General features: G+C 75.1%; 13 protein-coding genes. 7 read left to right on the top strand and 6 right to left on the bottom strand.

The annotated features are described in order from the left end of the window. The first annotated feature begins 113 nt into the window (after positions 1-113). Positions 114-1,181 carry a helix-turn-helix domain-containing protein gene (locus ABZ885_RS14820; protein WP_360187678.1) on the top strand — a complete coding sequence of 356 codons (1,068 nt, stop codon included), beginning with the start codon at positions 114-116 and terminating at the stop codon, positions 1,179-1,181. Positions 1,182-1,207: 26 nt separating this feature from the next. Here ABZ885_RS14820 and ABZ885_RS14815 read toward each other — a convergent pair whose 3' ends face one another. Continuing rightward, the gene (locus ABZ885_RS14815) at positions 1,208-1,984 is read right to left on the bottom strand and encodes a MerR family transcriptional regulator (RefSeq protein ID WP_360187677.1); all 777 of its coding nucleotides are present in this window, start codon (positions 1,982-1,984) and stop codon (positions 1,208-1,210) included. Between the two features lie 232 nt (positions 1,985-2,216). Here ABZ885_RS14815 and ABZ885_RS14810 point away from each other — a divergent pair, with 232 nt between their 5' ends. Further along, on the top strand, positions 2,217-2,960 hold the full coding sequence (locus ABZ885_RS14810; RefSeq protein WP_360187675.1) for an aquaporin: 744 nt from the start codon (positions 2,217-2,219) through the stop codon (positions 2,958-2,960). A 25-nt stretch (positions 2,961-2,985) separates the two neighbouring features. Here ABZ885_RS14810 and ABZ885_RS14805 read toward each other — a convergent pair whose 3' ends face one another. From ABZ885_RS14805 to ABZ885_RS14785, 5 genes are all read right to left on the bottom strand, one after another. Next, positions 2,986-4,155: a hypothetical protein gene (locus ABZ885_RS14805; RefSeq protein ID WP_360187699.1), complete on the bottom strand. Its 1,170-nt coding sequence runs from the start codon at positions 4,153-4,155 to the stop codon at positions 2,986-2,988. A 250-nt stretch (positions 4,156-4,405) separates the two neighbouring features. Next, a complete protein-coding gene (locus ABZ885_RS14800) occupies positions 4,406-5,572 on the bottom strand; it encodes an LPXTG cell wall anchor domain-containing protein (protein WP_360187674.1) in 1,167 nt (388 codons plus the stop codon). Between the two features lie 440 nt (positions 5,573-6,012). Continuing rightward, positions 6,013-6,435 carry a hypothetical protein gene (locus tag ABZ885_RS14795; protein ID WP_360187672.1) on the bottom strand — a complete coding sequence of 141 codons (423 nt, stop codon included), beginning with the start codon at positions 6,433-6,435 and terminating at the stop codon, positions 6,013-6,015. Positions 6,436-6,479: 44 nt separating this feature from the next. Beyond that, positions 6,480-6,905 carry a PPOX class F420-dependent oxidoreductase gene (locus ABZ885_RS14790; RefSeq protein ID WP_360187670.1) on the bottom strand — a complete coding sequence of 142 codons (426 nt, stop codon included), beginning with the start codon at positions 6,903-6,905 and terminating at the stop codon, positions 6,480-6,482. 238 nt (positions 6,906-7,143) lie between these two features. Then, entirely contained in the window at positions 7,144-7,707 is a 564-nt protein-coding gene (locus ABZ885_RS14785) for a heme-binding protein (RefSeq protein ID WP_360187669.1), read from the bottom strand. Positions 7,708-7,972: 265 nt separating this feature from the next. Between ABZ885_RS14785 and ABZ885_RS14780 the strand changes: the two genes are divergently transcribed. From ABZ885_RS14780 to ABZ885_RS14760, 5 genes are all read left to right on the top strand, one after another. After that, on the top strand, positions 7,973-9,229 hold the full coding sequence (locus tag ABZ885_RS14780) for a sensor histidine kinase (protein WP_360187667.1): 1,257 nt from the start codon (positions 7,973-7,975) through the stop codon (positions 9,227-9,229). 94 nt (positions 9,230-9,323) lie between these two features. Further along, positions 9,324-9,971 (top strand): response regulator transcription factor, encoded by a 648-nt coding sequence (locus tag ABZ885_RS14775; protein WP_360187665.1) that lies wholly within the window; start codon positions 9,324-9,326, stop codon positions 9,969-9,971. A gap of 128 nt (positions 9,972-10,099) precedes the next feature. Beyond that, entirely contained in the window at positions 10,100-10,762 is a 663-nt protein-coding gene (locus ABZ885_RS14770; RefSeq protein ID WP_360187663.1) for a TetR/AcrR family transcriptional regulator, read from the top strand. 242 nt (positions 10,763-11,004) lie between these two features. Then, positions 11,005-11,784, top strand: coding sequence for an alpha/beta hydrolase (locus tag ABZ885_RS14765; protein WP_360187661.1), 780 nt, complete (start codon positions 11,005-11,007; stop codon positions 11,782-11,784). Positions 11,785-12,057: 273 nt separating this feature from the next. Then, a complete protein-coding gene (locus tag ABZ885_RS14760) occupies positions 12,058-13,179 on the top strand; it encodes a nucleotide disphospho-sugar-binding domain-containing protein (RefSeq protein ID WP_360187660.1) in 1,122 nt (373 codons plus the stop codon). The last annotated feature ends 89 nt before the right edge of the window (positions 13,180-13,268 follow it).

Below are 13,268 nucleotides of genomic sequence, written 5' to 3'. Positions count from 1 at the left end.
AAGTGATGGACGTGTGACGGGGCCCGGGGTTGCAGGCTGATCAGCGGAAGATCCGGACTGGCCGGAACGGCTACACTCGCCGCCATTCCGCCACCCTGAGCGAGAGGTCCGCGATGGCCGAGCAGCAGACGTCCGACCGGCAGTCGTCCCAGCGGCAGGGCGCCGGCCCGGTGGCCGTCGCGATCGGCCGGCGGCCGGAGCCGGTGCACGATGTCGCGGTGTACGCCTTCGACGGCATGACGCCGTTCGAACTCGGCGTGGTGGTCGAGGTGTTCGGGCTGGCCAGGCCGGAGCTGAGCGGGCTGCTGGCGGCCCCCTGGTACGGGCTGAAGGTCTGCGCCGACCGGCCGGGCACCGCGCTGCAGGCGGTCGGCGGCTTCTCGCTGACCGCCCATCACGGCCTGGAGGACCTGGCGGCCGCCGACACGGTGGTGATCCCCGGGGTGCCGAACGCCTTCGGCGGCGACGTCTCGCCCGGCCTGGTCGCCGCGCTGCGCACGGCACACGAACGCGGCGCCCGGATCGTCTCGATCTGCTCGGGCGCCTTCGCGCTGGCCGCGGCCGGCCTGCTGGACGGGCGCGAGGCCACCACGCACTGGCGGTACGCCGACCTGCTCCAGCAGCGCCACCCGTCGGTGCGGGTCAACCCGGACGTGCTCTACGTGGACAGCGGCGACGTGCTGACCAGTGCGGGCAGTGCCGCCGGGATCGACCTCTGCCTGCACCTGGTCCGCCGGGACCACGGCGCCAAGGTCGCCAACAACGTCGCCCGCCGCTTCGTGGTGCCGCCGCACCGGGACGGCGGGCAGGCCCAGTTCATCGAGGCCGCGGTCCGGCCGGTCGAGGAGGAGGACGACGGCGTCGCCCGGTCCATGCAGTGGGCGCTGGACCACCTCTCCGCGCCGCTGACCATCTCCCTGCTGGCCCGCGCCGCCCGGATGTCCGACCGCTCGTACCTGCGCCACTTCACCGCCCGCAACGGGACCAGCCCGATGCGCTGGGTCGTCACCCAGCGCATCGCGGCCAGCCTGCCGCTGCTCGAAGCCCCCGAGGGCTCGGTGGAGGAGGTCGCCACCGCCGTCGGCTTCGAGAGCGCCGCGACCTTCCGGCACCACTTCGGCCGCGTGATGCGGACCTCCCCGACCGCCTACCGCCGCAGCTTCGGCCGCGGGGCGGCGTAGGGTCCCCGGGATCCGCCCCCGTGGTGCTACGCCTGCTCGCCGGTGCGGAAGGCCGCGTTGGCGAGCATGGCGTCGTGCAGCCACCGGGCCAGGCCGGGGGCGAGCTGCTCGTAGACCTCGGTGAACCGGGGGTCGGCGAGGTACATCCCGGCGATGCCGCGGTGGATCTCGAAGGTGCAGTCGTAGAAGTTGTCGCAGATGTGCTGCCGGTGCACCTCGGCGAGGTCCATGGCCGGGCCGCCGTCGGCGGGCTCGCCGGCGGTGAAGGCCTCGACCAGGCGGGCGTTGAGCGCGTCCGCCTCGGCCTTGATCCGCTGCCAGTCCGCCTTGCCGTACTCGGCGGTGCGGCGCTGGGACTGCGTCCAGGCCTCGGTGTCGCCCCAGCGCTGCTCGGCCTCGTCCTCCCACTCCTCGCGGTAGGACTCACCGAAGATCTCGAACTTCTCCTCCGGGGTCAGCTGGATACCCATCTTCTTTGCCTCCATGGCGTGTTCGACGGCCGCGGCCAGTTCCTGGAGGTGCGTGATGCGCTCGGTCAGCAGCCGGTGCTGCCGCCGCAGGTGCTCGCGCGGGCCGACCGAGTGGTCGTCCAGGATGGCCGCGATCTCTTCCAGGGGGAACCCGAGTTCGCGGTAGAACAGGATCTGCTGCAGCCGGTCGAGGTCGGCGTCCTGGTACCGGCGGTAGCCGGCCGGGGTACGGCCCCCGGGGGACAGCAGTCCGATCTCGTCGTAGTGGTGCAGGGTCCGGACGGTGATCCGGGCGATCCTCGCCACCTCGCCGACCGAGTAGGCGTCGCTCATGCGAATTCTCCCTTCGTGCTGGTGACAACCCTCCCGCCTCCCGTTGCGTGAGGGTCAAGCCGGATTCCGCCGGGCCGGTGCCGCCGGGCCGGTCGGCCCAGTCTCACCGGTCCCGGGCGCCCCCGGAGCCGTCAGCCCCGTGCGAGTCTCCGAGCGGACGGCCCCGGACGGGCCCCGGGTTGGACGAAGCCGCCTATTGCCGCCCCCGGAGGGCGGCCCGCACCATGGCGCCATGACCACCCCACCCTCCCCGCACCTGGTACGACGGCTGGCCGCGGAGGCGGCCGGGACGACGGCGCTGGCCGCCGTGGTGGTCGGCTCGGGCATCCGGGCCGCCGCGCTCAGCCCGGACGGCGGGGTCCGGTTCCTCGCGAACGTCGGCGCCTCGGCGCTCGCCCTGGCCGTGCTGATCGAACTGCTCGGCCCGGTCTCCGGCGGCCACTTCAACCCGCTGGTGACGGCGGGCGCCTGGTGGGCCGGCCGGCGCGACGGCAGCGGGCCGGCGCTGCACGAGCTGGGCTGGTACGCCGTCGCGCAGACGGCCGGCGCCGTGGCCGGGACGGGCCTGGCCAACGTGATGTTCGGGCGGCCGTTCGCCGAGCCGTCCGGGCACGGGCGGGACGGCACCGCGCTCTGGCTCGGCGAGGCCGTGGCCACCGGGACGCTGCTGCTGGTGGTGGCCGGGCTCTCCCGCAGCGGGCGGGGCCGGCTGGTGCCGGCGGCGGCCGGCCTCTGGGCCGGTGCGGCCTGCTGGGCGACGTCCTCGGGCGGGTTCGCCAACCCGGCGGTCACCCTGGGGCGGGCGCTGACCGACAGCTACACCGGGATCGCGCCCGGCTCGGTGCCCGGTTTCGTGCTCGCCCAACTGGCCGGGGCGGTGGCCGGCGTGGCCCTGGCGGCGGTGCTGTTCGGCCGGTCCCGGGCGGCCCGGACCACCGTGGTGCCGGACGACGCGCGCGACCTCGTCGCGGGCTGACCGGACGCCGGGACCGGTCAGCGCCTCACGACGCCGCCCCCGCCAGCGTCCGCTCGCGCCGCCGGGCCGTCCGGCCGCCGCCCGCCTCGCCGCCCCCGGCGCGCGGACGGCGGGCCCGCCGGGTGGGCCAGAGCAGCACGTACCCGGCCGAGACCACGACGAAGGCGAGCCGGACGAGGCCGCGGGCCGAGTCCGACGGGATCAGCAGCGTGCCCCCGTACAGCGCGGCCAGCGCGATCCAGCTCCACCACGGCACCAGCCGCTTCTGTCCGACCGCGTCCCACAGCAGGGTGCCGAGCAGGATCGAGGCGGTGTAGTAGGTGTAGACGCTGGGGTCGAGCAGGATCCGGGCGTCCGCCCCCAGCAGGACGACGGCCGGCCAGCGGCCGCGCCAGACCGCGATGCCGCCCAGCGCGAGGCCCAGCGCGAACTGGGTGGGCCGGTCCCACCACGGGGTGGCCGGGTCGGTCACGCCGAACCAGCGCAGCGCCGAGGCCGGCTGGTTGGGGATGGTGAACTTGGCCGCGGCCACCGTGTCCAGGTTCCCCAGGTAGAACGGCAGCCAGGCGACGGCGACCAGCCCGGCGACCCAGAGGGCGGTGCGCAGCCAGGCCGGCCGGGGCAGCGCGAGGATCAGCGGGGCGAAGGCCAACGCCCAGGGCTTGGCGTCCACGGCCAGGGCCATGTGGATGCCGACCTGGGTGGCCTTGCCGCGGGCGAGCGCGTGCGCGGCGAGGGTGGTGAAGAAGAGCGCCAGCACGTCGTCCAGGTGCGCGAAGCGGACCGAGACCTCCACCCACATCGGGATGAACGCCAGACCGGCGATCAGCAGCCGCTGCTGGAGCCGACGGTGGTTGGTGCCGGTGCCGAGGTAGTACCAGGCGGCGGTGCGGCCGACCAGGACCAGCATCACCAGGCCGAGCCCGGACATCGCGGCCTCCGCCAGCACCTGGCCGGTGTGCGCGGGGAACGGGTCGAAGAGACGCGCAACGGCGAGGCTGACCGGGCCGATCTGCAGCTCGGGGTGGTGCGCGTAGAGCGAGAGCCCGCCGTCGGACTGGCCGCTGAACAGCAGCTCCTCGCCCTGGCGCAGGTAGTGCCAGGAGAATCCGCCGCTGGGCTCGACCAGCAGGAACCAGAGCACCGTCCAGGCGACCAGCAGGACGTGGTGTCTGCGGAGCGGAAGACCGGCGATCCGCCCGGTGGCGGCCTCGTAGTCGGTCGTGGTCCGTGCCGAACGTGCTCCCCGCACCCCTTTGTACCTCTCCGCGCGGTTCCGCCCCCCTCCGGCCGGTCATCCTATGTGACGCGACGGAAGCTGAGGCGCCCCTCGGGTGTCCGGCGGACGGACCTCCGAGGGGCGCTAAGGCGTGCTCAGCGCGGTGACACCGCCCGGGCCGTTGGCACGGCCCGGGCCTGTCGCCCGCTCAGCGCGGTGCCGCGGCTCAGCCCTGCTGGGCGGTCTTGCGGCGGCGGAGCACCACGAGGGTGCCGGCACCGGCCGCGAGGACGGCGGCGCCGGCGATCGCGATGGTGGTGGTGTCGTCACCGCCACCGGTCTGGGCCAGCGCCTTGTCCGCGTTGTCGGCGGCGGCCTTGGCCTTGGTGACGCCGGCCGGGGTGAGCTTCGGCGCGGTCACGGCCGGAACCGCCACCGGGAAGTCGATCGGCTGCTGGGCGGCGCTGCTGCTCGCGGCCGGGGCCGGGGCGGAGCTGGTGGTGGACGCGCTGGGCGCGGTGGTGGCCGTCGCGGACGGCGAGGCGGTGGCCGTCGCGGTCGGCGTGGCGGTCCGGGTCGGCGACGCCGTGGTGGTCGGCGACGCGGTGGTGGTCGGCGACGCGGTGGTGGTCGGCGTGGCCGTGGTGGTCGGCGTGGCGGTCCCGGTCGGCGAGTGGGTGGCCGTCGGGGTCGGCTTGCCGGTGGTCGGCTTCGCCGTGGTGGGCTGGCCGGTGGGGCTCGGCTTGGTGCCGCCGGCCTTGATGGTGAAGCCGGCGCCGCGGATGCCGTCGCAGCTGAAGTGGCCCTCGGCGACCGGCTCGTGGGTCTTGTCGTCGAGCTCGGCGGAGAACACGACCGGCACCACGCCGGCCTTGCCGAGCGGGGCGTCCTGGGTGAACGAGACCCGGACCTTGATGGTGAGGTTCTTGCCCTGGTTGACGACCTGCAGGGCGTCGTCGGAGACGTTCCCGTCCGGGCTCACGGCGCCGAGCAGGGTGAGCACCGCGTCGTCGTCCTGGTCGCCGCCGCCGGGGGCGACCGAGCCGGTCAGCCACTGGCCGCCGGGCAGCTGGTACTCGACCTTGAGGTCCTTCGCCTCCAGGCTGCCCTCCTTGTTCTTGAACTTGAGCAGCGGGATGAGGACGAAGTCGTGCTTGGTCGAGTTGTCGATCTTGAAGGTGAACTCACGGGCCTCGCCGCCCGCGACGAAGGTGTCCGGCACCCCGCGCACCGACAGGTCGAGGTTCTGGTGCGACGCCTTGTCGGCCTGCGGCGCGGCCGCGGACGGGGAGCCGGTCGTACCGACGGCCATGGCTCCCTGGGCGCCGGTCAGCACCAGGGAGGACGCGAGCGCGGCGGCGCCGGCGAAGGCAAGACTGCGACGGATGGTCATGGACAAGGAAGACCTCACGAGAGTGTCCGGGCGCGGCCCGGGAGCGCGGCAGGGCAGGGCTGTCCGAACAGCTCTCCCCCCGCGAAGCTGAAAGTCCGACGGAGACTACCGAAGGACCCCGCCGGCCCGGAAGGCGGGTGCCACGCTTCGGGCACTTCCCCGGCGACGGGCTGTCCGATTGACCCAACTCCGTCACGCAGTAAGGCTTTTGTTCCGCCGCCAGTCGGCCCCGACGTGACGGGGACACGTCCGGAATCCGTCCGCCACGGCCGTCCGCCAGGGTACGCGGTGAACGCCGGCCGGAGAAGAAGCACCCGGCGGCGGCCGGCGCCCGCCCGTCCTCAGCACGCCCCCGGCAGCCCCCGGCGGCAGCGCGCCGCACCGGCGGCCGGCACGGGGTGTTCACCCCGCCGTACGCGGTGGCGTGCGCGCGGAGGCGCTCAGGCGCAGGCCCGCCGGCGCAGCGGGGAGACGCGGGCCCGGTCCGCCTCCAGCTCGGCGGCCACCCGGTGGCGCAGCAGCTCGTACTGGGCCTGCAGCCGGCCCGGGCGCTGCGGGCGGGCGACCGGCCGGCCCGGGCCGACCAGCTCGTCCGGACCGAACTGCTCACGGGTGAGGTCGATCTCGACGCCGGTGGCGAACCGGTTCCACCAGTGCAGGTCCGTCCGGACCCCGCCGACGTGCACCTCGCCCATCATCAGCTCGCCGCCCAGCAGGTCGTGCAGCACCATCGCCGTCACCCCGCACTGGCCGCGGGCGGGATTGTCGGGACGCCAGTGGGCCAGGTCCTCGGGCGCACAGGTGTCGACACCCCAGGAGGAGCGGATCGCACGTTCGATGTCGTTGAGGGTCCACGCCGTCATACCGGGAAGCCTGCCACGCGGCACTGACAGTGGCAGCCCGCTTTTCAGTCGGCCACCCCCTGTTCTGCGCCGACCTTCTCGATCTTCACTCGTACGAGGAGCTCGCCCGGCACCCCGTTGCGGGCCCCGTACTCCTCGGCACGGTCCTCGCCCATGTAGCGGGCGGCGATCCGGGTGGCCCAGGCGCGGACCTCGGCGAGGTCCTCGCTGAGCGTGGCGGTGCCCTGCACCAGGACGTACGCGAAGGGTGGCCGCTCGTCGTCCACGCAGAGCATCACCCGGCCGTCCCGGGCCAGGGTGCGGCCCTTGACGGTGCCGGCGCCGGTGTTGAAGACGATGTCGTCGCCGTCCAGCAGGAACCAGACGGGCTTGACGTGCGGGCGGCCGTCGGCCCGGGTGGTGGCGATCTTGGCGGTACGGGTGCCGGCGGAGAGGAAGGCGCGCCACTCGGCCTCGGTCATGTGTGCCATGCACCCATCCTGGCCGCCGCGGTCCGGGAGCGCAGCGAGGACCGCGCCGACGGCCGCGCCGAGCACCCGGGCGGGCCAGGGTGCCGGAAGGACGCGCCGGAGGGATGCTCCGGATACGCCGGGGGGAATGCGCCGGAGGCCGGTGCACCGGGACGGCCGGGGGCCCGCCCCGGCGCACCGGCCGGCTGTCCGCCGGAGGGCCGCCGGGCGTCCGCGGCCCGCCGGCGGCCTCCCGCGACTACTTGGCGAGCTCCGCGACGCCCGCCTGGGCGAACTGCTCGTCGAGGTCGCCGCTGGGCGCGCCCGCGACGCCGATCCCCGCGACCGGGGCGCCCTTGGCCTGGACCGGGGCCCCGCCAGCCAGGAACAGCGTGCCGGGGATGTCCTTCAGGTTCGGCACCTGGGCGAGGCGCTTGGCCAGCTCGGAGGTCGGCGCGTTCCAGGAGACGGCCGTGAACGCCTTGCGCTCGGCGGACTCCGGCGACTGCGGGCCGGCCCCGTCCCCCTTGAGCAGCACCCGGGTGACGCCGTCCCGGTCCACCACGGCGACCGAGACGTGCTGGCCGGCCTTGGTGGCGGCGTCCAGGGTGGCCTGGGCGGCCCGGGTGGCGGCCTCGACGGTCAGGCCGGTGGTCTGGGTGAGGTTCTTGTTCTGGGCGTCGGCCTTCACCGCGGTGGCGGCGGCGGCCGGGGTCTCCGAGGTGTCGGCGCTGGCCGAGACGGCGCCGACGGTGGCGGCGGCCAGCGCGGCGGCGGCGACGGTACCGGTCAGCACCCGGGTGCGCACGGAGATCTTCTTCATGGTCCAGCTCCTCGTCGGATCGGTCGGGGCCACGGCCGGGACCAGGGGGACCGGATCGGCTCGGCGGCTTCGGTACCGATCCTCCGGCCGCACACCCCTGCGCCACATCGACGGTCCGGCGACCGCCCGCGCGCATGATGGAGGACGGCCGGGTCAACCGATCGGCTGATGCGCGCCCCGGCCCGACGGGTCACCATCGAGGGATCGGCGCAGGTCAGCACCGGTCCGGCGGCAGCCCGGCCGGCACGGCGATAGGAGCGAGGACGTGGAACAGCCCCACCCGGCCGCCGCGCCCTCCGCCGCGCCTCCCCCCGCCCCCTCCCCGGCGGGCGAGCCGGACGCGGGCCGGCTGGTCCTCCTGCTCGACTCCGCCTTCCTGCTGCTGCTCGCCACCTCGCTCAGCCGCTACCTCTCCCACCACCCCGGCAGCCCCCGGATCCCCTGGGTGATCGGCCTCAGCCTCGCCCTGGCCGCCGCCCAGCCGGCCGGTTCCTGGCTGGCACACCGCCGCCCGCCCGCGCCGGGGCAGCACCGCCGGCTCTGGCCGCTGGCCCTGGTGGTGGCGCTCTGGGTGGTGCTGGTGCTGCTGGCGCCCAGCTTCGCCTGGTGCGCCGTCCCGCTGGTCTACACGGCGCTGCGCACGCTGCCGGCCCGGGCGGCGATCCCGCTGGTGGCGGCGCTGACGCTGCTGGTGGTGGTCGGCGAACTCCGGCTGCCGGGCGGGGCGGACGCCAACCTGATCCTGCTGCCGCCCGCCGTGGCGGCGCTGGCCACCGCCGTCTTCCTGCACATGGAACGGCAGTCCGGGCAGCAGCGCGCGCTGATCGCCGACCTGCGCCGCACCCGGCGCGAACTGGCCGCCACCGAGCGGCGGGAGGGCACCCTGGCCGAGCGTGAGCGGCTCGCCATGGAGATCCACGACACCCTGGCGCAGGGCCTGTCCAGCCAGCAGATGCTGCTCCAGGCCGCCGACCGCACCTGGGACGCCGACCCGGCGACGGCCCGCGCCCACGTCCGGACCGCCGCCGGGGTGGCGGCCCGCAACCTGGCCGAGGCCCGCCGTTTCGTCCACGACCTCGCACCGGCCGAGCTCGCCGACGGCCGCACCCTCGACCAGGCGCTGCGCGCGCTCGCCGAGCGCGAGTCCGCCGAGAGCGGCCTGCCGGTCCGGTTCCACCTGGACGGCACCGCGGTGCCGCTGCCCGCCGCCGCCCAGTCCGCGCTGCTGCGGATCGCCCAGGGCGCGCTGGCCAACGTCCGGGAGCACGCGGGGGCCTCGGCGGCCGCGCTGACCCTCTCCTTCCTCGGCGACCAGGCCGTCCTGGACATCGCCGACGACGGCCGGGGCTTCCGCGTCACCGGGCCGGGTCCGGCGGGCGCGGCCGGCCCCGGCGGCGGGCGCGGCCACGGACTGCCGGCGATGCGGGCCCGGCTGCGCCAGCTCGGTGGCACCCTGACGGTCGAGAGCACCCCCGGCGAGGGCACCGTCGTGTCCGCCGCGATCCCGTTGGAGCCCCGGTGAGCGGACGACGGTGGCACCCCCTCGCGGAGACCGGTGGAGAGCGGAACGAGCGGTCCGGGCACCCCCGGCCGGAGACCGTCGGAGAGGCGGACGCATGAACGGCACATCCTCCGCGCCCCCGCCGGTGCGGCTGCTGGTCTGCGACGACCACGCCGTCGTCCGGGCCGGCCTGCTGGCGCTGCTGGCCAGCGCCGGGGACATCGAGGTGGTGGGCGAGGCGAGCAGCGGGGAGGAGGCGGTCGCGCTGGCCGCCCGGCTCGCGCCCCAGGTCGTCCTGATGGACCTCCAGCTCGGCGAGGGCATCGACGGCGTGGAGGCCACCCGCCGGATCACCGCCGCGCCGGACGCCCCGCACGTCCTGGTCCTCACCACCTACGACACCGATGCCGACATCACCCGGGCGATCGGCGCGGGCGCCACCGGCTACCTGCTGAAGGCCGAGCGGCCGGAGGAGCTGTTCGCCGCGGTGCACGCGGCGGCGCTCGGCCGGACGGTGCTCTCGCCGCCGGTCGCCTCCCGGGTGATGGCCCAGATGCGGGCCCCGCTCCCGCAGTTGACCGAGCGCGAGCAGGAGATCCTGGCCCAGCTGGCGCAGGGGCTGGGCAACCGGGAGATCGCCCGGGCGTTGTTCATCAGCGAGGCGACGGTGAAGACCCATCTGGGCCGGATCTACGACAAGTTGGGCGTCGACACCAGGGCCGGGGCGGTGGCGGTGGCCAAGGAGCGCCGGCTGCTGCGCTGACCGCCGGGGCGGGGCTCGCGGGTCGGTCGTGGGGCCGCCGCGGGGCCCTCGCGGGAACGCCGCCGTGGCGGCCGCCGAGCGTACACTGCACCGAGTAGTGCAATCCACGCCGAAGGAGAGACCGTCCGATGACCCCAGGGACCTCAGCGACCTCCGGAGCGCCCGCCCCGGCCGCCGGTTCGCGCCGGATGCCGGAGAAGCGGCAGGCCATCACCCGCGCCGCGGCCGTGGTGTTCGGCCGCGAGGGCTACACCCGCGCCAGCGTGGACGCGATCGCCGCCGAGGCCGGCGTGTCCAAGCGCACCGTCTACAACCACTTCGGGGACAAGGAGAAGCTGTTCCTCTCCGTCGCCCTGGAGACCGCCGACGAGCTGACCGAGATCATCGCCGCACTGGCCGACCGGCACCTGCACAAGATCGTCGACCTGGAGGCCGACCTCACCGCCTTCGCCCTCGACCGCGCCCGGGCCGTGCTGAACGCGGGCGAGCACTTCGCGCTCGGCCGGACCATCCGCGCCGAGGCCGGCAACATCCCGCGCGACGTCCTGAACGCCTGGCTGGACGCGGGCCCGCTGGCCTCCCAGCGCGACCTCGCCGCGCACTTCGGCCGCCTCGCCGACCAGGGGCTGCTGCACCTGGACGACGCGGCGCTGGCCGCCACCCAGTTCACCCTGCTGACCTTCAGCGGCGCCGCCGACGCCAGCTTCTTCGGCGCGATCGAGCTGCCCGAGGCCGCGCTCGAGGCCGGCGTCACCGCCGGCATCCGGGCGTTCCTGCGCCTCTACGGCTGAGCGGACCCCGCCCCGCACGAGGGCCGGCCCCACCCCGGGGCCGGCCCTCGCCGCACATCCGGCCGCCGCCGCACGCCAGGTCCCGTCGCACACCAGGCCCCGTCGCCCGTCGGGCCGCCCGCACGCCCCACATTGCACTACACGGTGTAGTTGCAGTCATGACCTACACCGTGTAGTTTACTTTCTTGTCAGCGCCTCACCGGCCAACCGCCTCACCGGCCACTCCGAAAGGACCACCCGCCATGCCCACCATCACCGTCGACGCCGCCCGCATCCCCTACCGCATCGTCGGCGAGGGCCCCGAGACCCTCCTCCTCGTCCACGGCACCGGCCCCGGCTCCGGCATGTGGGACCACCTGCTGGACTCCCTCACCGACCGCTACACCGTGCTGCTCCCCGAGCTGTCCGGCAGCGAGGCCGCCGAGGACGACGGCGGCGAGCTGACCGTCGACACCCTCGCCGCCCAGGTCAACGCCGTCATCGAGGACGCCGGCCGCGGCCCCGTCCACCTGGTCGGCTTCTCGCTCGGCGCCGTCGTCGCCACCGCCGCCGCGGCCCGCCGCCCCGAGCAGGTGCGTCGCCTGGTCGCCGCCGCGGGCTGGATCAACGCGGACGACGAGTACCTGCGCAACATGATGACCGTCTGGGCCGCCCTGGCCGGCGACCCCGCCACCTTCGGCCGCTACGCCACCCTCACCGCGTTCAGCCGCGGCTTCCTCAACCGGATCGGCCGCGAGGCCGTCGAGGCCAATGCCGCCTTCATGCAGCCGACCCCGGGCACCCTGCGGCACATCGCCCTCGACCTGAACCTGGACATCACCGACCTGCTCCCCCGTGTCCAGGCCCCGACGCTGGTGATCGGCTGCGCCCAGGACGCCACCATCCCGGTGGAGAACACCCGCCGGCTGCACGCCGCCATCGCCGGCAGCGAGTACGCCGAGTTCGACACCGGCCACGTCGTGGTCTTCGAGCAGCCCGAGGCCTTCGTCAAGACCGTCCGCGACTTCCTCGCCACCGCCTGAACCGCGCCCGGCCCCGGGGCCGGACGGTGACCCGCGCCACATCCACCGCCCCGCACGTCACACTCCGGCCCTCCGGCCCGTCTCCGAAGCGTGTCGCCGGCCGCGCCGCCCACCGGGAGCACATCGCACCCGAACCGGCAAGGCCTGCGCCAGAACGTCCGGTTATCGATCCTCCCGGGAACGCGGAATGACAGTCCGTCAGTTCCACGGGAGGACGCGGGCCCCGGCCCGCACGACCCGTTCCGACCGGTTGACCCATATCAGGAGACACCCGTGCGCATACTCTTCACCGGCCCCGCGGCGGCCGGCCACCTCTTCCCGATGATCCCGACCGCCCAGGCCCTGCGGGCCGCCGGGCACGAGGTCCTGTTCGCCTCCGGGAGGCCGCTGGAGCAGCTCCGGGCGGCCGGCTTCCCGATCGCCGAGATCGGTGACGGCCGCACCATCCGCGAGGTCTTCCAGGAGGCCTCGGGCGAGAAGGTGCGGTACGTGGCCCCCGACATGACGAACGAGCAGATCCTCGACCGGGCGGCCCGGGCCTTCGCGCTCGTCTCCCGCCCCACCCTGGACGGCCTGCTGGCCGTGGCCGGCGACTGGGGCGCCGACCTGCTCGTGTACGACTCCTTCCAGGCCGCCGCCCCGCTGGTCGCCGCCAAGCTCAAGATCCCCTCGGTGATCCAGAACTTCGGCGTCAGCTCCGGCCCGGAGATGGTGGCCCGGATGGCCCCGCACATCGCCGACCTCTACGCGTCGCACGGCGTGGCCGGGCCCGCCACGGCCACGGCGCTGAACATCGTCCCGGCCTCGCTCGGCGGCGACCCGGACGGCCTGCGGATGCGCTACCTGCCCTACAACGGCGGCGGCGTGGTCCCCACCGAACTGCTCCGCCGCGCCGACCGGCCGCGCGTCGCCGTCACCCTGGGCACCGTGCTCACCGAACTGGACGGCGTCAACGCCATCGTCCGGCTGATCGAGGCCGCCGCCACCGTGGACGCCGAGTTCCTGCTCGCCGTCGGCGACGCCGACCTCACCCCGCTCGGCACCCTCCCGGACAACGTCCGCCCGCTCCCGTGGGTCCCGCTCGCCGAACTGCTCACCGCCTCGGACGCGTTGATCCACCACGGCGGCTCCGGCACGATGCTCACCGCCGTCCAGGCCGGCCTGCCCCAGCTGGTGCTCCCCCAGGGCGCCGACCACTTCGTCAACGCCGACGCCCTCACCGCGACCGGCGCGGCCCTGCGCTCCGCCTCCGACGCCGTCGACACCGCGCTGCTCACCCGCCTGGTCGCCGACACCGCGCTCCGCGAGGCCGCCGCCGTCCTCCGGGGCGAGAACGACGCCCTCCCCACCCCGGCCGCCGTCGTCCCCGACCTGGAGGCCCTCGTCACCGGCTGACCCTCCGCCAGGACCGGTGGGGCCGCAGGCCGGACCACCGCCCTCGACACCGAGGCCACCCGCCTCACCCTCACCGGCGTCCCGATCGG

Origin of the sequence: Kitasatospora sp. NPDC047058 (assembly GCF_040643935.1) — a bacterium.
Lineage (GTDB): Bacteria > Actinomycetota > Actinomycetes > Streptomycetales > Streptomycetaceae > Kitasatospora.
This window is presented reverse-complemented; position numbering and strand designations above follow the sequence as displayed.